The organism is Clostridium muellerianum (genome assembly GCF_012926525.1).
GTDB classification, from domain to species: domain Bacteria; phylum Bacillota; class Clostridia; order Clostridiales; family Clostridiaceae; genus Clostridium_AM; species Clostridium_AM muellerianum.
In genome coordinates this window covers 16332-42516 of sequence record NZ_JABBNI010000018.1, presented here as the reverse complement: position 1 = coordinate 42516, position 26185 = coordinate 16332, and the positions used below count along the sequence as shown (strand labels likewise).

The 26185-nt window shown below is 30.1% G+C and carries 24 protein-coding genes and 1 pseudogene; 2 read left to right on the top strand and 23 right to left on the bottom strand.

The genetic code is table 11. The features are described from left to right. Positions 1 to 142: 142 nt before the first annotated feature. The 5 genes from HBE96_RS10570 to HBE96_RS10550 all read right to left on the bottom strand — a co-directional run bounded on the left by HBE96_RS10570 (position 143) and on the right by HBE96_RS10550 (position 6712). Positions 143 to 2470, bottom strand: coding sequence for a type IA DNA topoisomerase (locus tag HBE96_RS10570; protein ID WP_169297734.1), 2328 nt, complete (start codon positions 2468 to 2470; stop codon positions 143 to 145). A 637-nt stretch (positions 2471 to 3107) separates the two neighbouring features. Beyond that, complete coding sequence (locus HBE96_RS10565; protein WP_169297733.1) at positions 3108 to 4145, bottom strand: ABC transporter substrate-binding protein; 1038 nt, start codon at positions 4143 to 4145, stop codon at positions 3108 to 3110. Positions 4146 to 4254: 109 nt separating this feature from the next. After that, entirely contained in the window at positions 4255 to 4797 is a 543-nt protein-coding gene (locus HBE96_RS10560; protein WP_169297732.1) for a nucleoside-triphosphatase, read from the bottom strand. A gap of 50 nt (positions 4798 to 4847) precedes the next feature. Continuing rightward, complete coding sequence (locus HBE96_RS10555; RefSeq protein WP_169297731.1) at positions 4848 to 5630, bottom strand: ABC transporter ATP-binding protein; 783 nt, start codon at positions 5628 to 5630, stop codon at positions 4848 to 4850. Further along, positions 5627 to 6712 carry a FecCD family ABC transporter permease gene (locus tag HBE96_RS10550; protein ID WP_342590172.1) on the bottom strand — a complete coding sequence of 362 codons (1086 nt, stop codon included), beginning with the start codon at positions 6710 to 6712 and terminating at the stop codon, positions 5627 to 5629. The genes HBE96_RS10555 and HBE96_RS10550 overlap by 4 nt, the downstream gene beginning before the upstream one ends. 402 nt (positions 6713 to 7114) lie before the next feature. Here HBE96_RS10550 and HBE96_RS10545 point away from each other — a divergent pair, with 402 nt between their 5' ends. Continuing rightward, entirely contained in the window at positions 7115 to 7546 is a 432-nt protein-coding gene (locus HBE96_RS10545) for a TroA family protein (RefSeq protein ID WP_342590171.1), read from the top strand. A gap of 43 nt (positions 7547 to 7589) precedes the next feature. On the opposite strand, the gene HBE96_RS10540 is transcribed toward HBE96_RS10545, so the two are convergent. The 15 genes and pseudogenes from HBE96_RS10540 to HBE96_RS10470 form a co-directional block, all read right to left on the bottom strand. Then, a complete protein-coding gene (locus HBE96_RS10540; protein WP_169297730.1) occupies positions 7590 to 7796 on the bottom strand; it encodes a DUF1657 domain-containing protein in 207 nt (68 codons plus the stop codon). Positions 7797 to 8108: 312 nt separating this feature from the next. Continuing rightward, a complete protein-coding gene (gene spoVAE, locus HBE96_RS10535; RefSeq protein ID WP_169297729.1) occupies positions 8109 to 8462 on the bottom strand; it encodes a stage V sporulation protein AE in 354 nt (117 codons plus the stop codon). A gap of 17 nt (positions 8463 to 8479) precedes the next feature. Next, a complete protein-coding gene (gene spoVAD / locus HBE96_RS10530) occupies positions 8480 to 9481 on the bottom strand; it encodes a stage V sporulation protein AD (protein WP_169297728.1) in 1002 nt (333 codons plus the stop codon). Then, positions 9482 to 9961 (bottom strand): stage V sporulation protein AC, encoded by a 480-nt coding sequence (gene spoVAC / locus HBE96_RS10525; RefSeq protein WP_169297727.1) that lies wholly within the window; start codon positions 9959 to 9961, stop codon positions 9482 to 9484. 12 nt (positions 9962 to 9973) lie between these two features. After that, a complete protein-coding gene (locus HBE96_RS10520; RefSeq protein ID WP_169297726.1) occupies positions 9974 to 10834 on the bottom strand; it encodes a DUF421 domain-containing protein in 861 nt (286 codons plus the stop codon). A gap of 17 nt (positions 10835 to 10851) precedes the next feature. Then, the gene (locus HBE96_RS10515; protein ID WP_169297725.1) at positions 10852 to 11058 is read right to left on the bottom strand and encodes a DUF1657 domain-containing protein; all 207 of its coding nucleotides are present in this window, start codon (positions 11056 to 11058) and stop codon (positions 10852 to 10854) included. Between the two features lie 192 nt (positions 11059 to 11250). Next, positions 11251 to 12666, bottom strand: a complete 1416-nt coding sequence (locus HBE96_RS10510; RefSeq protein ID WP_169297724.1) for an FAD-binding oxidoreductase — start codon at positions 12664 to 12666, stop codon at positions 11251 to 11253. Positions 12667 to 12763: 97 nt separating this feature from the next. Then, complete coding sequence (locus HBE96_RS10505; protein ID WP_169297723.1) at positions 12764 to 13966, bottom strand: electron transfer flavoprotein subunit alpha/FixB family protein; 1203 nt, start codon at positions 13964 to 13966, stop codon at positions 12764 to 12766. A gap of 175 nt (positions 13967 to 14141) precedes the next feature. Then, on the bottom strand, positions 14142 to 14930 hold the full coding sequence (locus tag HBE96_RS10500) for an electron transfer flavoprotein subunit beta/FixA family protein (protein ID WP_169297722.1): 789 nt from the start codon (positions 14928 to 14930) through the stop codon (positions 14142 to 14144). A gap of 57 nt (positions 14931 to 14987) precedes the next feature. Further along, positions 14988 to 16262 (bottom strand): nickel-dependent lactate racemase, encoded by a 1275-nt coding sequence (larA, locus tag HBE96_RS10495; RefSeq protein WP_169297721.1) that lies wholly within the window; start codon positions 16260 to 16262, stop codon positions 14988 to 14990. 46 nt (positions 16263 to 16308) lie between these two features. Beyond that, positions 16309 to 17110 (bottom strand): annotated as a pseudogene (locus tag HBE96_RS10490) (L-lactate permease). 354 nt (positions 17111 to 17464) lie between these two features. After that, a complete protein-coding gene (locus HBE96_RS10485; protein ID WP_169297720.1) occupies positions 17465 to 18157 on the bottom strand; it encodes a FadR/GntR family transcriptional regulator in 693 nt (230 codons plus the stop codon). Between the two features lie 47 nt (positions 18158 to 18204). Next, complete coding sequence (locus HBE96_RS10480) at positions 18205 to 18873, bottom strand: ribonuclease H-like domain-containing protein (RefSeq protein ID WP_169297771.1); 669 nt, start codon at positions 18871 to 18873, stop codon at positions 18205 to 18207. A gap of 249 nt (positions 18874 to 19122) precedes the next feature. Next, the gene (locus HBE96_RS10475; protein WP_169297719.1) at positions 19123 to 19851 is read right to left on the bottom strand and encodes an HAD-IB family hydrolase; all 729 of its coding nucleotides are present in this window, start codon (positions 19849 to 19851) and stop codon (positions 19123 to 19125) included. A 521-nt stretch (positions 19852 to 20372) separates the two neighbouring features. Beyond that, a complete protein-coding gene (locus tag HBE96_RS10470; protein WP_169297718.1) occupies positions 20373 to 21131 on the bottom strand; it encodes a cell wall-binding repeat-containing protein in 759 nt (252 codons plus the stop codon). A 704-nt stretch (positions 21132 to 21835) separates the two neighbouring features. On the opposite strand from HBE96_RS10470, the gene HBE96_RS10465 reads away from it, so the two are divergent. Further along, complete coding sequence (locus tag HBE96_RS10465) at positions 21836 to 23503, top strand: purple acid phosphatase family protein (protein WP_169297717.1); 1668 nt, start codon at positions 21836 to 21838, stop codon at positions 23501 to 23503. An 85-nt stretch (positions 23504 to 23588) separates the two neighbouring features. Here HBE96_RS10465 and HBE96_RS10460 read toward each other — a convergent pair whose 3' ends face one another. From HBE96_RS10460 to HBE96_RS26280, 3 genes are all read right to left on the bottom strand, one after another. Further along, entirely contained in the window at positions 23589 to 24107 is a 519-nt protein-coding gene (locus tag HBE96_RS10460; protein WP_169297716.1) for a ferritin-like domain-containing protein, read from the bottom strand. Between the two features lie 136 nt (positions 24108 to 24243). Further along, entirely contained in the window at positions 24244 to 25566 is a 1323-nt protein-coding gene (locus HBE96_RS25985; RefSeq protein ID WP_243186897.1) for a PAS domain-containing sensor histidine kinase, read from the bottom strand. Next, on the bottom strand, positions 25563 to 26081 hold the full coding sequence (locus tag HBE96_RS26280) for a response regulator (protein WP_169297715.1): 519 nt from the start codon (positions 26079 to 26081) through the stop codon (positions 25563 to 25565). The genes HBE96_RS25985 and HBE96_RS26280 overlap by 4 nt, the downstream gene beginning before the upstream one ends. Positions 26082 to 26185: the final 104 nt, after the last annotated feature.

The window sequence follows — 26185 nt, the reverse complement described above, 5'->3', positions numbered from 1 at the left end:
TATTATCATAGGTTAATAATATAAATTTGCACAATATACGGAAAATTATACGTTTTTTATTATAAAGATGTGTAGAATACCTAATTATCACATTTTATAAAAAAATCATGCCGGATTCCTCCAACATGATCTTTTAATGTATTTATGAATTTTCAAAGGAAAATTCTATTTTTCCTTCCTTTATTATGAGTCTTGCATTAAATTCATTGCCTTTCTTTGATTTAAAGCCATTTATAATATCTGTCTTTCCATCACTCATCAGCTTTGTAATCTGTTCAACAGGTATCTTTTTGCCACAAATTTCTGATACAAAAAATTTACATCCGCTTTGCCAGTTATTGCAACCATAGCCTTTACTATTCTTCACAATATCTCCTGTTTTACATATAGGACATAATCCTAAAGATTCCCTATTGCCACTTTCACTTTTATCTACTACTGAAGATTTTTTATTCTTAGAAGAACCTTTACTTTTTACACCATTACTATTTTTATCCTTAACTTCATCAAAGAAACTATGCATATATCCCATATTCATTCTATCCATGACTTTTTTTACATTAAGTTTAGTATAATCCTCTAGCTTTTTCATAAATATATCAGGTTCTATTTCTTTTCCGTATACCATTTTCAATCCTTTTTCCCAGCTGGCTGTAAGTGTAGGATTAAGCAGTGTAGGTATAGAATTTTTTATAACCTCATATATCATTTCTCCCTTTTGAGTTGGAAATATAACTTGAGTTTTCTTATCAGACATAATATAACCTATTTTTTCTAACTTTTTTAATATTTCAGCTCTAGTTGCAGATGTTCCTATACCAGCTCCCTTTATCTGCTCTCTAAGTTCTTCATCTTCAATAAGCTTACCTGCATTTTCCATAGCAATAATTATAGATCCTGAGGTATATCTTTTAGGAGGTGAAGTTTCCCCTTCTTTCACTTCCATATCAACAACATCTACTATCTGACCCTTTTTAAGATTACTTAAAAACTTTAAATTTTTCTCTTCCTTATTCTTCTTATATTCTTTTAATACATTAAGGTAACCTTCTTCTACACAAACCTTATCTGTAGTAAAAAATCTTTCTCCACCCGCACAAGTTGTAATAGCGAGTTTATTATATTTAGCTGGAGGATAAAATATAGCTAAAAATCTTCTAAGTACTAAATTATATACTTTTTTCTCCAAATCTGAAAGACCATTGTAGCTTTGAAGCCCTTCTCCTGTTGGTATAATAGCATAATGGTCTGTTATTTTACTATCATTTACATACTTAGTTTTTTCTAAGTTTGAATACCATTTATTATTTAATATGTTTTCTGCTATGCCTTTTATTTCTTTATCTCCATCATATTTTAAAAGCTTTCTTATATTTTTATCTATTTCTTTAGCTACAGCCTTAGATAAAACTCTAGCATCTGTTCTTGGATATGTAAGCAGCTTTTTCTCATATAATGCCTGAATTTTATTTAAAGTCTCCTCAGGACTTATTTTAAACTTCTTTGAACATTCATTTTGAAGCTCTGCTAAATTAAAAAGTAAAGGGGCATTTTTACTTTCTACAGTCTTTTTTATACTCTCTATAACAGGCTCCTTTTCAAAAATTTTCTCACCTATTTCTTCTATAAACTTTTCAGCATCTTCTCTTTTCTTGAAACCACCCTCATTATATAAAAGAGGTGAATCCTTATATTTAGAACCTTCTATAGATTTCCATTCACCATCGTAAACCATTTCCTCTTCATATTCTCCACTAGAATTACCGTCAAAACTTCCTGAAATTTTATAAAAAGGCGTCTTTACAAATGATCTAAACTCACGTTCCCTATCTACAATCATTCCAAGAACACAGCTCATAACTCTACCTACTGCAATTACTACTAATTTATCTCCAGTAGCATTAGCCACAGTCTTTCCATATTTAAGAGTTAAAAGTCTGGAAAAGTTTATTCCTAAAAGATAATCTTCCTTAGCTCTTAAATATGCTGAATCAGCCAATGAATCATATTCTGAAATGTCCTTTGCTTCTTTTATACCTCTACGTATTTCTTCTTCTGTTTGAGAATCAATCCACACTCTCTTTTTTTCTTTATCCTGTACCCCTACCATTTGATCTACAAGTCTATAAATGTACTCTCCTTCCCTTCCTGAGTCGGTACATACATATACTGTATTTATATCTTCTCTCTTTAATAATCCTCTAACTACATTAAACTGCTTTGATACTGCTGGAATAATTTCATATTTATATTCCTTAGGTAAAAAAGGTAAAGTGTCTAGCGACCATCTTTTTAAATTAGGATCATACGCTTCTGGATAACTCATAGTCACCATATGTCCTACGCACCATGAAAACACGGCTTTATCTGATTCTATATATCCATCCCTTTTTGTACCTTTTACATTTAAAAGTTTAACGTATTCCATAGCCACTGACGGCTTTTCTGTAATAAATAAAGCTTTACTCATAAAAAACCTCTCTATATATTAATCCTTAAATATTCATTTCGACAAGTTACTTGTCCAATTATACACCAAAATAACTAAATTTAAAAATTTCAGTCAAAACAAATACCATTTTATATTGTAAATATACAACCTCAAAATCTTAATTTTACTATAAAATCAAAATTAAACCTCAACTTTGAGTAAAGCAAATAGTAAAATTTAATTATGATGTTATATATACAGTTTCAAACTAAATTATATCATAATTTAGTCTTTTTAATAATATTATTGCCAGATATATGCTTTTTATCCACCTTTAGCTTTAAGGCACATTCAATAAAATAACTAGTCAGTATGTTAGCCTATTTTTCATCATACTGCGTCAGCGGAACCTGCTTCCTTGTCTGATACAAAATAGACTAACATCTTTGACTAGTTGTTTTATTGAATGTGCCTAATATGAAATTTATTATATGTAGTTTATAACAATCTACAAAGATTTAATAGTAATTATAAAAATGAGGCTGTGGCACTAAGAATAAATTTCACACTATATTGTATTTGCCACCTATTTACAAATCAATATAACATATACAAATTTCTTAACACACAGCCTCTTTAATGATTTCTTTACTCATTACTGTTCTATTTAATATAATTAATCTAAAGTACCACCAAGTTTTGTATAAGTAGTACCATAAAATTTTTGATAAAAATCATCCACTTCTTTTGTTATATTTGTATCTTTAAATACTTCAGGATTTGTCTTTGTACCTAACCACATTACTCCTAAAATTGTCTGTGGGCAAGGCATATCCCATGAACTCATTTTTGAAGGCATTAAATAAACTTTTTTATTTTTTACAGCATTTATATCTTTTAAACCAGCATTATTAAGTACATCCTGTGGTTTTACTCCACAATATTGTGTAAGAATTATTATATCAGGGTTCCAACCAATTACCTGCTCTGCAGATACTTCATTCCACTTAGCACTACTTAAAGAACCTGCCACATTTATTCCGCCACCTAACTCAATCAATGAGTTTTGAAACATATTCTTTCCAGGAGTTAAATACATACTTCCCCCTGCCATATATACTTTAGGCTTATTTTTTTGGTCTACAGTTTTAATTTTATTATTAATGAAGTCTAACTTCTGTGTATAATAATCCATAAATTCGTCTGCTCTTTTTTCTTTACCAGTAGCTATTCCTAAATTTTTCACAGTAGATTTTAATTCATCAAGACCTTCTGCATTTACAACAAAAACTTTAATATTAGCTTTTTCAAGGTTTGGTACAATTTGTTTGCTCTTTTTTTGTATAACAACAAGGTCTGGTTTAGCTGCTACTACTTGTTCCACATTTAACTCATTAGCGCCTTTAGTAGCAGATGATTTACTCGCACCTGTCTTTGGTGAATAACCTAATGGATTTTGTATAGCCTTTCCATCTGGACCTAAGATATTATTTTGTTCCCCTAAAGTACACAATATTTGTGTCGCTACAGCATAATTACTTAACACCTTTTCTGCAGGCTTTGATAGTTCTATTTTTCTTCCTAGTCCATCAGTAACAGTAATTTTTTTGCTATTATCTGAACTGGTTGTACTTGTAGTAGTTGTTGTTTTTCCACAGGCTCCAAAAGTAAATACAATTAGTAATAGAATTAAAACTTTAGATATTTTTTTCATTTTTTACTCCCCCCATGATTTCTAAATGTTATTTTATCCAACTTTTGCAGCTTAAAAATTGCTTCGCATTATGCTCAGTCAGAATTTTATATGTACAAAAGTTAAGTAATTAACTTTCAACTATCAATCTTTTTTTTAATTTTATATTATTATTTTCTAAAATCTGAAGAATTTTATCTTCCATAAAATCTCTATTATTTTTATCAATTTTAATTACCTGTACATCTTCCCTATTTGCTATTTTCTGTACAAAATTCCCTTCACATTCTTTTAGTACTCCTATAACAGGCTTACCACTATTAAGTATTTTAAAAATAGTATCTTTAAATAATGGAGCTTTTTCTTCTATAAATCCTAGTTCATCAAGTACTATTAACTCCCTATTATGTAAGCTTTTTAAAAGTACATCTTGAGATATAACATTAAATATATTCATGTCTGTATACAGCTTTTTCTTTTTCATATCATATTTCCCCATGATATAACTATCCTGTAAATTATAAAGTGACTCAACTCTAAAGAATTTTGTTTCCTCTGTAAACTCTTTTTCTTGAACAAAACCTCCTATAGAACAATCTATATTTTTAATAACTTTTTTTAATAATGTAGATTTTCCTATACTTCTTTCCCCTGTAAGAAAAATTTTTTTCATTATATACTCCCCTTTACTTTATTAAAATTTTAATTTGCAGAAAGTTCAAATTAATCAATTATAGGTACACATGATTTTACCTTAACTCCATTTGAATTAGTTGTAGTAATGATTTTAACATTAATACCATAAGCTTTTTTAAGCATGTTTTCTGTTACAACTTCATCTACATTTCCTATTTTAAATTCATTGTTTCTTTGCATAAATGCTACTTTTGTAGAACACAGAAAAGCATGATTAGGATAATGTGAAGTCATAATAACTGCTAATCCCTTTTTAGAAAGCTTGTTTATCTGTTCTAGTACTTTTATTTGATTCCCAAAATCCAAATTAGAAGTTGGTTCATCCATTATAAGTATTTTAGGCTGCTGTGCAAGAGCTCTAGCAATTAGAACCATTTGCCTTTCTCCACCACTTATTTCTGTGTATATTTTATCCCTTAAGTAAGATATATCTAAGTCATCTATAACCTTTTCTGCAATATCCCTGTCCTCTTTGCTAGGAGAAGAAAACGTTGAAAGATACGCAGTCCTACCCATTAACACTACATCAAAAACTTTAAACGGAAAGGGAGGTGTATGTGCTTGAGGTACATATCCAATAGCTTTAGCTAGCTGCTTTCTAGACCAATTATGTATATCCTGTCCATCTAAAAGTATTTGTCCACCTCTTACCTTCAAAAGTCCTAATATAGTTTTAAAAAACGTCGTTTTCCCTACACCATTTGGTCCCAGTAGACATAATATTTCCCCTGAACTTACACCCATAGATATATCCTTCACTATATCTTTTTTACCATATCCACAAACTACATTTTTCGCTTCTAACTTCATATCCATCCCCTCCTTCCTTTAATTAAAAGATAAATAAAAAAAGGAGCTCCAATTAATGATGTTAAAATTCCTAAAGGAATTTCTATAGAAAATGCACAACGGGCTATATCATCAACTAATAAAAGAAAAGTACTTCCAATAAGTAATGAGCCTGGTAATAATACTTTAAAATTAGGACCAACAACCATTCTAACTATATGAGGTATTACAAGTCCTATCCATCCAATCATTCCACTAATTGATACAGCTCCTGCTGTCATTAAAGTTGAACAAAGAATTGCAATCAATCTCAACTTTGAAGTATCAATTCCTAAGGACTTAGCCTCTTCATCTCCAAATGAAAGCACATTAAACTTCCACCTAAGCAAAATTATTGGCACAACTCCAATAATCATTGGTATTAATAACATTTTAATATCTTTCATAGTAACAGAAGATAATCCTCCCATAAGATAAAAGGTTATAAGTGGAAGTTTTTCATATGGATCTGCCACATATTTTGTAATTGAAATAAATGATGTAAATAAAGCAGCAACAACCATACCAGTAAGCACAAGTACTAAGGTAGCATTATTGCCTCTTGATATTATACTGCTTATTGTATAAGTTATTATTACTGCTAAAAGTCCAAATAAAAATGCCGAAGCTTGTACGCCTATACCATTAAAAGACATAAGGATTCCAAATGCTGCACCAAATCCTGCTCCAGCAGAAGCTCCAAGTATATCTGGCGAAACCATTGGATTTTTAAATAATCCTTGATATGTAGCTCCCGATATAGCTAAAGCCGCTCCAACCATCAAAGCAGATAGTATTCTAGGAGCTCTAACATTGAAAAGTACTGTTTCGATAGTGTTATATTGTACTATATCATGTCCAAAAATTTTTGATGATACAACACTAAAAAACTGAGGTAAAGATATTGAATATCTTCCAATAGTTAATGAAATTAAAATAGCTATTATAGGTAAAATAGCTAAAATAAGCATTACATAAAATATTCTTTTTTCTTCTGATTTTCTTTTATGATTTTCTAATTTTATACTTTCTGATAGAGTATCTAACTCTAATGGTTCTGCCACGTAGTTTACCCCCTCTTTAACTATAATTAGTCATATTACAAAAATTAAATCAGCATCTTTTATAAATAACCATTAAAAATATTATTTAAATATTTAAAATCATATAAAAATATTAATTTTCATTTTTATATTTAAGCTCCCCTTAATTCGTAGCATCTCATTTAAACGTTAACATAAAATATACAAAGTTCACGCAAATGTCATTGAAATATTCCTTAAAACCCTACTTTCCTCTAAAAACTTCCTCTAGTTTTCAAATTTCAATTTCACTTAAAGCATAAAAAATGTAGATTTTTTGCCAAACGTTATGTTATTATAAGTATAACGCTTTGTTACATGATTGTAAACATTATTTTCTTAATACTGAAACAAGTACCATAATGATTTTAACAGCATAATATTGTGCTGATATTAAATTTTTTAAAAGGATGTGTAAAACTTATAGGTGACATCCTTGGAGAAGATAGCAAAAAAAGAGCTGCTAATTACATATCATATCTAGATGCCAAGCTTAATACTATAACAAATATAATATCTAAAATTCCTAAAGAGCAAATACCTAAAGTCCTTCACGTAACTTCACTTTCACCATTAACTGTAGATGGCAGCAATACAATAATTAATGCATTGATAGATACAGCTGGTGGTATAAATGCAGCTGCAGAAGAGGCACTTCAAATTCAATGGGCTGCAAAAATTATAAATCCAGATAAATTTGCTAGTATAGATATAATTAAAGAAACAAGAAATTTTTATAAGACATTTCTAAATTATGATCTTTCACAAGAAGAAGCTAATAGAATTATTAATGATGATGCCCCAATTTCTAGATAACTTAAAAAGCCGAAGGATAACTATCCTTCAGCTTTTATGTACATTAACATTGTTTATATTGAGGTTCCTGTTCTTCTATATATTGTTGTCTTCCTTTTAAAGTTTCAAGAGCACTATCAAGATTTTTTGCTATTTGCTGAAAATCCTGCTTTGCACTTTTATCTTCAGTTTCTAAAGCAAATGTTTTCATTGTGGCAGCTGCACTTTGCATTCCTGCAATTGCTTGCTGCATTTGAGTTCCTACTGTCATTTTATCACCTCCTTTACCTAAAATTTCTTACTCAATTTTCACAGTTTAAAAATAATAAGAAGTATTATTTTTAAAGGACAATTGACAGAGGACAATGAAGGTGAGTTTTGCTACTTGCGTCAGAAAACTAATTTATTTTAAAATTTATTTTGATAATGCAAAATAAGCTTTAAATTTATAAGTCAGTAATATTTAGCTTTGCGAAACGAGTCATTAAAAATTTAATTGAAGATTTTCCGTAGCTCAGCGGAAAAAAATCATCCTTCACTGTCCTCTGTCAATTGTCCTCTGTCCTCTGAAATAAATATTTACTTATCCTTTAGGCTTAAATATTAAAGCCGCTAAAAATCCAAATATAATTGCTGCAGAAATACCTGTGCTAGTAATTTCAAAAGTTCCAGTAAGCACACCTATAAGTCCATCTCTTTCTGCTTCCATAACAGCACCTTTTACTAAGGCATTTCCAAAACTCATTATAGGCACAGAAGCTCCTGCTCCTGCAAATTTAACCAAAGGATCATATAAGCCTAAACCTCCTAATATTGCTCCTACCACCACTAAAGTAGTTGTGGTATGTGCAGGGGTAAGTTTAAACACATCCATCATAATTTGACCGATTACACATATGCCACCACCTACTATAAATGCCAAAATGAACTTTGTCATATCATTCACCCTTCTTTTCACATCTCTATAGACACTGCATGTGCAACACCAGGTATGCTTTCCTTTTGTTGATAAGACATTGGTGACATTAGCGCTCCTGTTGCCACTATTAAAATTCTTCTTAAATTACCTTTTTGCATACGCTTTAAAAAGTGCCCATAAGTAACCACAGCAGAACATCCGCATCCACTACCTCCTGCAAAAACAGGTTGATCATCTTTATATATAATTTTCCCACAATCAGTAAAAATATTTGCTGGGACTTCCAAACCATGTTCTTCCAATAAATTACTAGCAATTTGGTGACCTACCTTTCCTAAATCACCAGTAGCAATAACATCGTAATAGGAAGGTTTGATATTAAAATCTCTAAAATGGGCTTCAATAGTATCTACTGCAGCTGGAGCCATAGCTGCTCCCATATTAAAAGGATCAGAAATCCCCATATCTATCACTCTGCCTATAGTTGCAGAAGTAACTCTAGGTCCATTTCCTTCATGCCCCACTACTGCTGCACCAGCTCCAGTTACAGTCCATTGTGCAGTAGGTGGTTTTTGACTTCCATATTCTGTAGGATATCTAAATTGCTTTTCTGCTGATCCATTGTGACTGGAAGTACCTGTTATTACATATTTTGCAGCCTTGCTTTCTACCATTAAAGAAGCTAATGCCAATCCTTCCATAGAACTGGAACAGGCACCAAAAACTCCAAAATAAGGTATACCTAAAGTACGAGCAGTAAAACTACTTGTAATTATTTGATTCATTAAATCCCCACTTACAAAAAACTGTATTTCATCTTTTTTAATATTAGATTTTTTAATTGTTAATTGGCAGGCTTCTTCTAGCATCTTCTTCTCTGCCTTTTCAAAACTATCCTGACCTACCCAAATATCTTCATGAAGAGTATCAAAGTCCTGGTTTAAAGCTCCTTTTGCTTCAAAAGGACCTCCCACAGCAGATGAGGCTAATATAACTGGTTTAGACTTAAAAATCCATGATTGATGACCCGTAAACATTTACATCCCACCTAGCCACTTAATAGTGATTTTTATGATACTAATTACAAAGGCTGAAAAAACTCCAAAAGTAATTACTGGTCCTGCTATCTTAAACATATTTCCACCAACACCTAGAACATAACCTTCACTTCTGTGTTCAATAGCGCTAGAAGCAATAGTATTAGCGAAACCTGTAATTGGAATAGCAGTTCCTGCTCCTGCCCATTGAGCAATATGATCATAAACTCCAAAACCAGTAAGCAGCACAGATATTATAATTAAAATTGCAGTAGTTGGATTTCCTGCAGTAGTTTCAGTAAAATGAAAATACTTAATAAATATATACTGAAGGCTCTGACCAATTGTGCATATAGTTCCTCCTACAATAAATGCCCTAACACAGTTAAGAAGAACAGGTCTTTTGGGCTCTACTGCACTGGCATAACTTTGATATTTCTGCTGTGCTGGTGTTAATTTTTTATTTTTCTTACTTGCCACTTTTTTCACCTTCTAACGTAATAAATAAGGTTCTAACTTTTCCATAATTTTTTTAAGCCTATTGGCATCATTTAAATATATAGACCTGGTCTTTACATCTTCAGTTTCCAAAGAAAACGTTACTAAACTTGCTTGACTTTTTTCCAAACTTGCATATATCATTTCTTTTACACTTGACTCTGGAATCTCTATACTATCATCAAAAACATCTACGTATAATTCACCACTACAATCTACTTGACCAATAAAAACATTATCTAAAGACACTCCTAAATTTTCTAGTTTTTCATTAAGCCATGCTTGATTTAATCTTAAATTACTTAAAGATTCATTTATTATATTTCCATCTAGTATTACTGTTTGAGGTGCTGTTTGTGGAGAAGTTTTAATTCCTAAATCATGTGGAGTAATTGGTTTTTTGTCTGACTTTAAAATAACATTCATATCCCCTGTAGATTCCATTACAGCAAATTCTACATCTGCCAAGTCAAATGCGTTTTTTGAACGTAATTCTCTCAAAAAATCTTCTCCGGTAAATCCCAAACTTGTTAAATTTTCCTCCATAACTTTGCCATCTTTAACTAAAATTGTTTCTTTACCATTAATTAAGTTGTATACAAATTTACTTTTCATAGCTATATAGTCTAATCCGATGGGAAGCAAAATCCAAACTGCTAAAGTAATAATTCCAAATACCCAATTTGAAATAGCATTTACTGAAACTAAAGAAACTAAAATAGCAATTACAGCATAATTAATAATCTTAAATGGAGTAATTCTAACCGAATAATTTTTTGTCATAATTCTTACTACAATTAAAGTTAAAAAAAATAATGCCACAGACCTTAACAATACCACTATCCATGTACTCATATGTTATTTCCTCCAAATTAGTTACTTTTGTATTGAGGTTCTTCAAGTTCTATAGCTTTCTCTCTCTTTTCTAAATTTTGAGTGATTTCACCAATACCTTTTACCGCATCTCTATATACAACCTTAAGTTCTTTACTTTGTGCCTGCAGAGAATAAAGTCTTAAGGTTCCTTCAACTCCTTTTAAACTGCTTATTGTTTGTTTCAGCTTTGAAGCAACTGTCAATATTCTCAACCTCCTTTTTACACAATTAAAATTTATCCATGTTGTTATTTTTACAACTATTTTTATTTTTATTCTTAAAACTTAATTTTGAATCACAATGCTTATATGCAAAAAATAAAATATGTCAGAAATACTGATATTCTGACATATTTTCTAAAACTGGAACATATCTAAAATTTTTTTAATCTTAAACTATTCACAAACCTTTCCTGGATTCAATATATTTTTAGGGTCAAAGGCCAATTTAATATTTCTCATAAGTTCTATATAGTCATCTCCATATTGTTGAAACATATAGCTCTTTTTAGCAAAACCTATTCCATGCTCCCCAGATACTAACCCGTGTAATTCCTGAGATTTTTTATACATACATTCAAATACATCACTTAATTTCTTTTCCCACTGTTCTTTAGATAAATCATCTCTTAATGCATATACGTGTAGATTTCCATCTCCTGCATGTCCAAAACTTCTTATTCTTATATTAAATTTCTTTTGAAGTTCATCTGTATATTTTACAAACTCTGCCACCTTATTTCTTGGTACTACTACGTCACATTCATCTATTTCTGTAGTAGATGCCTTCACTGCTTCAAGGAATGCTCCTCTAGCTGACCATACAGCTTCTTTTCTTTCATCTGTATCTGAAATGTATACATCTAGTGCTCCTTCTTCTAAGCAGATATTAGCTACTTTTTCATAATCTTTTTCTATATCAGCAGTACTATTTCCATCAAAGGTTAAGAGCAAATATGCATCTGATGAATTATCTGGGAATTTCTTTCCTAAAAATTCTTCTGCTGCAAGTATAACTTCCCTCTGCATAAATTCTATAGCTGTTGGTATAGATTTAGATTTTATAATCTTTGGTACTGTATTTATTGCCATTTCCAAGTTAGGGAATGGTACAAGTAAACTTATAGCTTTCTTTGGTAGTGGAATTAATTTAAGTATAACCTTTGTTACAATACCTAAAGTTCCTTCTGAACCACAAATTAAATCTTTTATACTGTAGCCTGAACTGTTTTTAACTACCTTTCCACCTACTTCTATTACTTTTCCTGTTGGAAGAACTACTTCTAACCCTCTTATATAATCTCTCGTAACTCCATATTTAACAGCTCTCATTCCACCCGCATTTGTGTTTATGTTTCCACCTATAGTTGCTGATTTTTCACCTGGATCTGGTGGATAGAATAAATCATGTTCTTCTACGTATTTACCTATTTCCATTAAAAGAACTCCTGGCTCCAATGTAAGAGTTAAATTTTCTTCATCAATTTCAAGTATGTTATTCATATTTGTTAAATTTACCATTATGCCGCCACGGATTGGAACTGATGCTCCAACTAAACCAGTACCTGATCCTCTTGCTACTACAGGAATATTATTTTCATAAGCATAAGTCATTATCTTAGAAACTTCCTCTGTGCTTAAAACTTCCACCATAGCTTCTGGCATTTTACTTATTCCACCTAATTCATCATGGCTGAAATCTTCACTGATATTTTCTCCTGTATAAACTCTATCTTCACCTAAAATATCTATTAAAAAATCAATGTCCTTTTTATCTAATTTTTTATATTCTTTATTACATAGACATTCCATCCTAATTACCTCCAAATTCGTTTTAATTTTAATAATTGCTTAATTCTAACTTCATTAAGCTAATCATTGTATCATGCAACTTTTTAAGGGAATAAAATTAAATTCTTAAACCATTTCCTTCTTTTACACTAGATATAAGTTTTGGTACTATTTCATAAATGTCTCCTATTATTCCGTAGTGAGCTACATTAAATATAGAAGCTTTAGGATCCTTATTTACAGCAATTATACAATCAGAATTGTTCATTCCTGCTGCAAACTGTACCGCTCCTGATATTCCTAAAGTGATTATAAGCTTTGGCTTAACAGTTCTTCCACTTAATCCTATTTGTTTTTTAGCATCTGCCCAACCTGCTTCAATAAGTGGCCTTGTAGTTGCTATTTGTGCTCCAAGTAAAGCAGCAAACTCTTTTACCATTTCCATATCCTTTTCTGCCTTTAAACCTCTTCCTACTGCTACTATTACATCTGCATCAGATATACTTTCTTCTACTTCCTTCTTGGTAACCTTTAATACATTTATATTAGAAGCTAATTCTTCTTTCTTTATATTGCAAGTTACAATTTCTCCAGACTTTTCTTCACTTCTCTCTGGTGCATCCATAACCTTATATCTTACTGTAGCAAGCTGTGGTCTATGGTTTGGATTTATTATTTGAGCCATTATATTTCCACCAAAAGCTGGTCTTATTTGTACTAAATCAGTGTTTTCTTTCATATCAAGTATTGTACAATCTGCTGTAAGTCCTGTTCTAAATCTAGCTGCTACTCTTGGTGCTAATGATCTTCCTACTGTAGTTGCACCTACAAGTAAAGTTGAAGGCTTAACATTATTTATAAAGTCTTCCATAGCTTTAGTATAAGGTTCTATTCTAAAGTCCTTTAACTCTTCATCATCATATACAAATACCTTGTCTACTCCATAATGTAGTATTTCTTCTGATCTTTTTTCTATATCATGTCCTACAAATACTGCATAAACAGGATGGTTTATCTTTGATGCTAATTCCTTAGCTTTTCCAATAAGCTCATAAGTCACTGGGTGAATATCACCTTCTACGTGATCTACATATACAGCTACACCCTTCCAAAGACTTTTATCTATAGCTTCTACTTTATCTTCTATAAATTCCATCACTCCTGCAGGTCCCTTTTTAACGCAAAGCTTACACATTTTACAACCTGCATTTATTTCTATTTTCCCATTTTTTTCTTCCATAGCTCCAAAGGGACATATTTTTACTAATTCTTCTATAGCTGAAGGAGTTAATTTCTCCTGATTTACTACTAATTTACCCATAACCTGTTCCTCCTTAAATTTACCTTAAAATATTTACTTCATTATTAATCTCCCTAATACTCAACCTTTTTCAATGTCATGTAAAGAACATGCATATCCACAAATAAGTTCAACTAAGCTTACCTTTGTTTGTTCTATGCTAGTTTTTTACTTATAATATTTATTACTGGAAGTATTATAAAAATTTCATCTTTTTAAGTTTATCTTCAAGCTTAGCTGATAATTCTTCCCCTGTTCCATTCCACATTTCTTTATCTGTATTTACTGCTGGTGGAAATATTCTTTCAACCTGAGTTGGTGAACCATTTAATCCATATTTATTTTCATTTTTGTCCTCAAAATCTTTCAAACTTAACATTTTAACTTCTCTGTCTTTAGTTTCTAGCTTCTTTTTATAAGATGGAAGTCTTGGCTGGAATATATCCTTTTCTACAGTCAATAAGCATGGATATTTAACATCTGCTACTTCTATTGTATTTGGCATATCCATTTCCACTACCATTGACTTTTCCTTAATATCCTCTATTTTTCTTACATTTGCTATATGTGGTATTCCCAAATATTCTGCCATTTCTGGTCCTACTTGAGCAGTATCACCATCTGTAGTCTGCTTTCCACAAAGTATTAAATCTACTTTTCCCATACTTTTAATTCCCTGAGATATTGTATAAGATGTTGCTAAAACATCTGCTCCTGCAAACTTTCTATCTGAAAGAAGAACTCCTTCATCTGCTCCCATCATATAGGCTTCCTTTATAACTTCTGCAGCCTGTGGAGGTCCCATGCTTATAACCTTAACAGTTCCTCCTACCTTTGCTTTTATTCTAAGTGCTGTTTCTAGTGCATATAAATCGTATGGATTCATCTTTGAATCTACGCCATCTCTTTTTAAAACTCCTGTTACTGGATCTACTTCTACTTTTGAAGTTCCTGGTACTTGTTTTATACATACTAATATTTCCATTTAAAATACCTCCATAAAATTTTATTATTTCCTATATTAAAATTGAAACTTAACATTCTATCTAACTATAACTGAAACCCCATCTGGTATTACTACAACTTTAGCATCCTTACCCTTTAGTTCATAAGCTCTCTTAAGTGCTTCCTCAAAGGTATAAGCATGTTCCATATGCATGTTTTTTATCATCTGTGGATCACACATATCAGTAACCAATATAACTGTAAATTTATCAAGCATTCTTGCTAATATTTGAAATTCCCATTGGTCTGGGGCAGTTTTATTTCTTGGTACTTTTTCTATTCTATCTAAAAGCTCTCTAGGACTTTTAGCATTAGCTAAGTTATCATAAAAAGATTGTCCGCCATGTCCATCATTGCAGGCAGCAACCATTATTATTACGCCGCCTTCCTTGCAAGTGGCTTCTGCTGCTGTCATTCCTTTTACTGATTGATATATATTTTGATCTAGTGGATAGCCCCCATTAGTTGATACTGCTATATCCGCTTCTATTTTATCTACCTTTGAAAGCTCCAGTACAAATTTACATCCTTCCTCATGTGCAAATTGACTGTGTCCTGCAAAAGCATTAATTACTTTCTTTTCACTATCTATAACTACATTTAATATAAAAGCAAGCTTTGCCTTTTCTGCTGCATAAAGCATATCCTTATGTATAGGATTGCCATTAAGTATACCCGTTCTTGCAAAATCACTAGCTATAAACTCAGAACAGTGATTTGCCATAACGGTTTGAGCAGATGCAATTCCTGGAAGTATACTCTTTCTGCCACCTGAAAATCCTGCAAAGAAATGTGCTTCTATAAAACCTTCTGCTATTAAAAGTTCCGTTTCCATAGCTAATTTGTTTAATATAAGCTCTCCTCCTGAAGGTAAAGTTCCAACCTTAACCAAAGTACTTTCATCTGTGGAATAATGTATTACTATTTGCTCATTTTTGACTATTTCTTCTCCAAATTTATTTATTAACTCTTCTTGAGTAGTGGGCCTATGAAATCCTGTAGCAATAAGTATTTTTATATCTATATTAGGATTTACTTTTCTAATTCTCCTTAAAAGTATAGGCATTGTAATCTTACTTGGTACAGGTCTTGTATGATCACTAGTTATAATGACCATATTTTTTTTACCCTTTACTAAATTCTCTAAGCTTTCACTTCCACTAGGATTATTTAAAGCCTTTTCAACTATTTCTTCCTGAGATAAATCTGTTCTATATTCTCTTGCCTTTGATTCCAAAACTCCAGCTAAATTTCTATCTTCTATCTCAATTTCTAGCATCTCTTTATGATAAGGAATTTTAATTTTTGCCATTATGTTATACCCCCTAATATTTAATGTAGAATACAATTTTTTATAGTTACAAATTAAATACTGCTCCTCCAAAGTAAGCTACAATTCCTAAAACGATTACATATACTATACAAAACCTCAACGTTGCATTTAAAATCTTACCTTCTGCACCTGCAAGTCCTGTAGCCGCCGTAGCCACTGCTATACTTTGTGGTGAAATCATCTTACCTGCTGTAGCACCACCTGTATTAGCTGCTGCTAGCCAATATGGATTTAAACCTAAGGATTTAGCAGCTTCAACTTGGAGTTGTCCAAATAATATATTAGCTGAAGTATCGCTTCCTGTTACAAAAGTTCCAAGGGCTCCTATAATAGGTGCTATTACTGGATAATAACCTCCAGTTACTGCAACTAAAACCACTGCTATAGACTTAATCATTCCACTGTAACTCATAACTTTATCAAGAGCTACAATAGCTATTATAGTTATAGCTGATTTTGTCATTTGTTTAATTGTTTTACCTAAAACAGTTAGTATTTCACTAAATTTAGCTCCTTGAATTAATCCCCCTACAATTCCTGCTATTATAATCCCCAGGCAAGTATAAGAATTAAAATTCTCTGGTCTGTGGTAATGCCTGTCATCATGCTTTTAATTAGGTCCATACTCTTTGTATAAATAGATAGGTTATAGATGAATACCGCTGCAATTATAACTATAATTATAGGCCATATTGCGCTTGCTGCGCCTTCTAGTCCTGCTTTCAAGGCATCAACTATAGGCATCTTCCATATTGCAATTGCTAAAATTAAAGTTACCAGTAACGTTTTGGTATCAATGCAATAAAAAACAATACATACATATTCATTTTTTACCCTCCTGCTGACAAATTGGTAATATGGTATGACCAGTTATTGTTCTAATATTACCACAGTATTTTAATAATTTCCATAATTGTTATTTAATTAACAATAAGTTTGAACTTTACACTTTCACTTTTGCACATTGATTTAATATCATTTATGCTTAATGTTTTAAAAGAAAAATTTTTTGAATTTTCTTTTAAAATGCAATTTAATAGAATTTTAGTTATTTTAATAACAAGTTAATTTATAAATATTATGTTTGCAAAAACAATTACTAAAAGTTAATAACCATTTAATAAAACTTATATAAATAAAGAGTATTACTTCTATTTATAAGTACTACTCTTTCAATAATTTTAAAAATCTTTATAATATTCATTAGCAAAATCTAAGTGCTTCTTCATAGCTTCTGATGCCTTTTTAGGATTGTGTGCCCTAAGAGCTTTATATATATCATCATGTTGCTTGAATAATACTTCTCTATTATCTTCATCTACCAATATCCTTCTTCTTGCATCTTTAATAACTTCATCCATTAAAGATGAAATTGCATTTAAAATATTAATTATTAAATAATTTTTAGAAGCTTTTGCAATTTTATAATGAAATTCCTTATCAATTTTAACATTATCAACTTCATTATTAGAATTAATTGTATCTAATAATATTTTCATGTGCTGCAATTCTTCATCTGTAATTCTTTGAGAAGCTAGAGCAGTAGTCTCTACTTCAATAATTTTTCTAATCTCCATAATTTCAGAAGAACTACTTTTTTGTAACATGAACATCATAGACAAAGGCTCAAATAAACTATTTTCAAAGCTTTCCCTAATATAATTTCCTTCACCTTGTCTACATTCAACTAACCCTATAATTTGAAGTGCTCTTAAAGCTTCTCTTATAGATGTTCTGCTAACCTGAAGATGTTCTACCAGTTCCCTTTCTGAAGGCAATTTATCTCCTTTTTTCAATGTACCATCTATAATCATATTTTTAATTTGTTCTATTACCTGTTCATAAACCTTTGTATTTCTTATTGGGCTGAACATGAAATCAAACCTCCCTTTTTTACATCAAACTGTATTAGAAAAGGTCTTTAACCTTCTAATATTTTATCTCTTTTCATTACAATGTTCCAATTCACATAAATCTGAAATAAACTTACTACATCCTGTTCATTATACAAAAGTATTTTATCTCTTTTCTCCTCGGGCATTCTCTGTACATATCCACTGTCTTTTACAATTTTACTAAAAGTTTTAGCTAAATTAGAGCCACTTATAACTTCACTTTCGCGAGTTATGCCAAATTCTTTTTCCAATGCCTTAAGCCCAATACAAACTTTTTTTTCTCTTTCATATTCTTTTTGAAGATCTATATGTTTAAAATGTTCTTCTATATTAAAATTTATATTATACTTTTCAAAAAGATAATTAATTACTGTAAAATCATTATTACCTGAAAAAGTAACTAAGTACTTTTTACCATACTTTGAACTCATAGTATAAAAATAATCTTTTGCTAAAGTTAGTATAGCTTTCGCATCTTTTCTATTTTCTATCATATACTGTGTAGTATTAAGCTTATTTGCTATATCATCAAAATAACAACATCCAAAAACACCTATACAAATAGGTTTTTTATATATATAATGTTCTAAATCAAAAAATATAGCATCTTTAAATAAGTGTTTTTTTCCATTTATACTTAACAAATTTTCTTCTAATATTTCCTCAACTTCGACAACATCATGCCTTTCTATCACTCTACCACTCTTTTCCAATTAATTCTCTAAAATATCTGTCGTAATATTATATCATTTTTTACCAATCAAGTGAAATTTAATTCAGATAAAACATAAATTTCATTTAAATATTAGGCATATGAAAGAAAATAAATAGTCAGCATGTTAGTATAATTTGGGGTTATCAGAATGATTTCATAAAACAATTCTAGATAAAATCTTCTTTCAAATATAATAACATTTTTGACTTATTACTTTCTTCCATATGCCTTAATTAAAATTATTAATGCATTCCGGTTTTAGGTCATATATAGTATCTTTTCTTTCAACTACAATTTGTATTTTTTCTCTAACGTCCTTATCATCTATAACTTTTTGCAAAAGTTCTTTAGTTGGATTTACACAAACAGGATGACTTACTAACTTGAACATAGAAAAATCTCCAGATGTGTCTCCATAGGCATAACTTTGATTTAAATCTATATCATACTTATTTACAAGCTCATAGATAGCTTTCTGTTTACTTTCACTATCCCACATAGAAACAACTTCACCAGTATACTGTTCATTATCATCTATTAAATATTCTGCTCCTTTATAATCATCAAAACCATATTTTATAGACATTTCTCTTACTAACTCTATTGGACTTCCTGATATTGTTATTACTTTATGCCCCTTTTCTTTATGCCATTTAATTTTATCTCTTGTAAATGTATATACTCTATCACCCTTTTGAGTTACTACATTTTTAGCTATAAAATCTATTTGCGATCTATGAAGACCTTTTATAGCCTCAATATATATTCCTGCCATTTTTAAAAGATAGTTATCATAGTTTCCCTGTCTTTTATCCCATTTTTCATACTCTGGTTTTACTTCCTTATACCATCTTTCAGGTGGAATTATTTCATATTTCACAAGTTTCTTAAAAACTTCTGTAATCAATCCTTCTCTATATAGAGTACCATCAATATCAAAAAAAGCTGCTATATTCATAATTAAACCCTCCTTGTGTAAATTATATGTTCATTTATTTAATAGATTCTGTACATAAATATTGCTGTAAACATAATGCATAGATTCAAATAACATTTACTTTTCTTATATTACACTAATATTTATAAATATTTCAATTTAAATCAAGTATTTAAGTGTTAAAATTCTTATTTATAAAATTTTCTATTTTATGATATTATATTATTTATATCATTAAAAAGCTACCCCTTTATCAGAGTCATCTATATGGGTTTTAGTTTCATTAAACTTAAGTTTTAAATCTGTTTCCAATATATAAATTGCTTCTTTCACCCTATAGGCTAAGTAAGCATACTGGCATACAAAAAAGAAGCTATATTAAATTGTAGCTCCTTTTTTGTATATTTGTCTCATATAATTTTTAAATTACAAACTAAATAACCTTAGAATTCATACAATAGTAATTTCAAATTTAAATTAGTCATATCTGTTTAATTTTACACAAAACTATGGATGTTATCCAATTTTATAATTATTTTCATTCAATTTGTTGTATTCCAAGAAGAATCAATAGATTTTAGGAACTTATCAATTGTATTAGCATCTAATTTACCTTTTATAACGTCGTAGTAATTATTGTTGTTTGTTTTTAATGGATTACTAAAGGTTATATCCATTACTTTTTTGTTATTGATGTAAAATTCAGCGCAGTGTGCCCATCCTGATGGAGGATTGGGATTTTTTATTTTCTTTATACTATCACCATCTAGATACTTGGTGAATTCCTTAATCTTTTGTTTATCTTCAATTGTTAACGGCTTATTTAGTCCACCTCTACCATCATAGAACACTATCTTAGTTATATCATCAAGTTTTACATTATTAACATCACTTATCTTTTTTTCTTCATAATCAATATTAGAAGATTCTAATCCGTCAATAGCCATTTTTGATACTGTACCTCCCAGTGCTATAATATTATAATTAGTTATGGAATTTTTATCTAAATAGTCTTTCTGTAATAATGAATTTTCTCCAACTAAAAATATAGGATTACAATTTGAACCTGCTAAAGCAGAACCAGAAAGTCCATCAGCAAAATCATCTCCAGTTACAATTGCGATTTCACTAACATTATCTAGTTGATATGAAACATTTATATTTGTTTCATATCTATCTTTTCCGCTTATTCTATTAGTCTCAATACCTAATGAAGCCAATTGATTTTCTACCGACAACGAAATTACACCAGTACCACCAATGATAATAATATTGTGAATATTTAATTTTTGTATTGCCATTAAAGTATCTGCTGGTAAAGAAAATGTTAGATTTTTATCCGACGTAAGAAAAACAGTTCAAATATCATTAATGCAATATGAAAATACAAGTTTGTATTTTAGGTAATTGGTATTTAGGAAAATAGCCAACTAAAAATTGGTATCAAGCTACAACAATTGATAAAAGTAACCGGTATCTATTAGGTAAAATAAAAAAATAAGCTGTTTTAAATTTAGTATAATAAAACATCAGGCTTTACCTTAATCTTTAAGACCTAAAAATTATAAAATTATCAACATTAATATGTACAACTAAAGTTATTAGTTTGTATTTTAACTTTTATATAGTGATATATGGTAAGTGTTTCATCACATTAGCTAAATTGTTTCTTATTATTCTTAGCGAAAAGTTTGTGAAAGCCTTAGAACTTTAGTCTTGTTTGAGGGAACCGAGTTTGACAAAGTTCTTAGGCTTTCATAAACTTTGAGCTTTAGAATAATTAGAAACATTTAGCAGTGATGAAACACTTACCATATATCACGGAATAAAAGTTAAAATACAAACTTCCACTGCACTTTAAGTTGCGTCGCATAATTTTTATTATATAAAGTTTTAATTTATTCATAAAGTTAACACACCCTTAACTTTATATAATATCCTCTTAACTTAATAAATATATAATTACGTTATGCCATGGAAAATTAAGTTAAGGGGTGAAAGATTTATGAAAAAGAAAGATTTATCAATGTTAATAGCTGCACTTATCATTACTACATCAACAATAGCAACTCCAATATATCCAGTACAAGCATACTATGATAGTACAACTATTAACACAAGCCTTAATTCTACTGTAAAACCTGATCATGTTACTTTAACATGGACAAAGGATCCTAAAACCACACAAACCATTACTTGGAGAACTAGTACAAATATAAATAGAGGATTAGTTCAATACAAAAACTTAACTACTGGTGAGACAAAAACTTTTGATGCTTCTAAGGAAGATTTTTCAACATCAAATACTGATATAAATATTGGATATATGAATCTATTTTCAGCAACTTTAACCAACCTTACTCCAAATACCAAATATAGCTACAAAGTAGGAGATGGCCAAAATTGGAGTGAAGAAAGCACCTTTAAAACAGAAGCAAACAATGAAGATGATGTCAAATTTATTGTTTTTGGAGATTCTCAAAGTGGAAATGCAGATGTTCCAAATTATAGTCCATGGAATAAAACTGTTCAAAATGCCTACTCTAAAAATAAAGATGCTGACTTTATAATAAACATGGGAGATTTAGTTGAAAAAGGACAGGACTATAGACACTGGAATAACTGGTTTGACGCTGCTAAAGGTGTTATTGATAACATACCAGAAATGCCAACTCAAGGTAACCACGAAACCTATAATGCTGTTGGGTGGGATTCAACTAAGCCTAAATATTTTGTAAATCAATTCAAGGTTCCTATGAATGGACCTGAAGGTTTTAAGGGGCAAGTATATTCTTATGACTATGGAAATGTTCATTTCGTTATGTTAGATAGTCAGGAAGAAGAAGAATCTCCAAATAATGATAATTTTTTAAAGCAACAAGCAGCCTGGCTTGATTCAGACTTAACTACAAATAAACAACCTTGGACAGTAGTTTCCTTTCACAAGACTCCATATTACAATAAAGCTTCAAGAGCTAATGTAAGCTTAAAAAACATAATATCACCTATAATAGAAAAGCACCATGTAGATGTAGTTCTTAACGGACATGATCATGGCGTATCTAGAACTTTTCCTATCAATAATGGAAAATACTATACAGATTATTCTAAAGGAACAGTGTATTATGTAACTGGAAGAAGTGGTGCTAAATATTATGGAGATTTATCTTCTAAGGTTTGGGATGCATTTTTCTTTGATCCTCAAGATATGCCTTCCTACGAAGTAGCAGATGTTAAAGGAAATGTGCTTACAATAAACGCATATAAGCAGGATGGAGGTTTAGTGGATTCCTTTACAATAGATAAAGATCATCCGCAAAATAGTACAAAGGTAGTTCTTCCGGCTGCATATAATGTTGATATGAATAATAAGGAATTAGCAGCTATAGGCGCTGATCCAAGATTAGTGATATATGGAACACCAATTGCCTTTGGAAGCAATCAAACTGAAATAGCAAATGGTAAAGCTTATGTTAATCCACTCTATATAGCTATGTATTTAGGTGGAACTTATGATTCTTCCTCATTGAAATTAACTATAGATAAACAAACCTACAGCTTTAATTCAAAAGATTTTTCTTCTAAGAAAAACATTAGCTTAGATGCTTTAACTAAAGCAGGTTTCAACTGCAGTTATAATACTCAGTTCAATATGGTTATGATAGACAAGTAATAGGACAATTGACAAAGGACAGTGAAGGTTGATTTTTTGCTAACGCAAAAGAATCAACCTTCACTGTCCTCTCAGAAATATTACTTTAATATTTCTCATATATTTCTTCTAAAAGTTTTAAATGAATTTCTTCATCCATTATAATTCTATTAATTAATTCCTTTATAAATTTATCTTTAATTAAAATGATATGATGCTTATATTGATTAATAGCCTTTTTTTCTGACCTAATAGCTTCTGCAATCATAGCTTTTATAACAATGGTAAAATTAACGTATCTAGCCGTCCAAAGCTTACCAAAAGGACATGTAGAATTAATATACACTGGCTTTACACCTAAAAGCTTAATTGTTTCTCCTAAAAGCTCTAAATGCTTCATTTCTGCCATAGCTATTCCACCTATAAGTTCTGCAAAATCCTCATATTTTCCTTCGCTTGTTACATGCTGGTATATATAAAGGTTTATAGCTGTAAGTTCACTAACCATACCTGCATAATCTTCAAGAAGTAAGTTAGCATAAAAAACATTTTCCCCCTCTACTTTTGCCTCTGGATAAGGCAACTCAGCAATATATTTAGTATGTTTTGATATATCTCCTGGCATACATTCTCCTATAATAGTAGTACTTTATTATATATATATGAGTGATTTTAATTTAAAATACGATATTTCTTAGGTAAGTATAATTTTTACAATATTAATTAACATAAAAATCATTTTTTTATATATTCACATACTTTTAATTATATATATCGGAGAATTCTAAATTTATTTTTTCAGTATAACTTTTGTTCAATGCATCATCATTATAACTATTATTACACTCTGTATTATCTATTAATTTACATGGAATACATATAACAAACTCGCTGCCATAGCCTTCTTTACTACTTACTGATATAGTTCCATCATGCATTTCCACTAATGCCTTTACCAGTGAAAGTCCTATTCCACTTCCCTCACTCTCCCTTGTAAGGGATTTATCAACCTGTACAAAACGCTCAAATATTGAATTTAGCTTTTCTATAGGGATTCCCTTGCCAGTATCCTTTACCTTTATATAAATGTTTTCAGCTCCATCACTTATGCTAACCATAATACTTCCACCACGTGGAGTAAACTTTACTGAGTTTGATAATAAATTCAACATTATCCTCTCAATTTTTTCTGGATCACAAGCAATAATTTTCTCCTCTATATCCGTATCAAATACTACAGACATCCCCTTACTTTCTATATATTCAGCTACAGAAAGAGTTACATTTTCTATAATATTTACTATATCATAATTAATTTTATTTATAGCTAAATAACCAGAATCTATTTTAGTTATATCAATTAAATTATTAACCAATCTTAAAATACGGTAACAATTTTGCTGCATTATATTTGTATATTTATATTGATATTGATATTTACAATCAGTTCCACAAGTACACTGTTCTAAATTCAATTTATGAACCTGTATAGCAGAAAAAATAACATTAATCGGGGTCCTTAATTCATGAGAAATATTAGCAAAAAAATCCGTTTTTATCCTGTCATACTCTCTAATCTCAAGCATCCTAATTCTTTCTTTTTCAATACTCTTTTGTAATTCTTCAATACGTTTTCTTTCAGTTATATCCACAGCTACTTTAATTAACATATTACGTCCATCATTTAATTTACCAATACAACCTGTATGAAAATCCCAAAGCCGTATATCTCCATCTTTAGTTTTTACAGAATATTCTCCATTATCATGTCTTCCTTCAAAATTATATAACGTACCTGTATCCCTGCATTCTAAATTTTCTTTAAATACATCTGATATTTCTCCCCATTTAGATATTACTGGAATATCCTTAATTGTATACCCTGTAATGTTTACCCATTCTTTATTAATTTTTATTACTTCCCCATCTTCTGAATATAGCATTACAGGTACTGGAGCTTCTTCTATAGCGTAACGAAATTGCATTTCACTTTTTCTTAAAGCTTCCTCAGTTTTTGTGCGTTCAGTAATTTCTTCCTCTAGCATAATATTAAATTCTTTTAATTCATCAGTTATCTCTTTCAACTGCTGGTTTTTTTCTTAACCTGCATTTTTAAATTGTTATTATCTCTTACTAAACTTTCATTAAATTCCCTAACTTCATCATAAGATCCTTTATTGTATTTCTCCATTTCCATACTCATAAAATAAAGTTTTAAATGAGTTTTAACTCTAGCTAAAACTTCTTTATAACTAAACGGCATAATTATATAATCATCAGCTCCAGCACTAAATACTTTATCTCTATCAATTATTTCATTATTTTCACTAGTAAAAATAATGGGAATTTTCTTAATACTACTGTAAGTTTTTAAAGCTTCACAAACTTTATATCCATCTTCGTTAGACATATTCGCTCTAATCAAAATTATATCTGGCGGATTTTCCACAGCAGATTTTAATCCTAATTCATAACTTAAAGCACTTCTAACATTGCATTCCTCATGCTTAAGTATCATGGTTAATGTTTTAATGTTATAATATGAATCATCAACAATAAGTACACTAGCATTATTTAAAGGAACTTGTACATTATTCATGATTTACTGCCCCATTTCAGAATATTTTAGTCAAAATTCGTTCATACCTTGAATTATAATAAAATTCAACTTATGACAAGATTAATCGCTTAATTATGCTAATA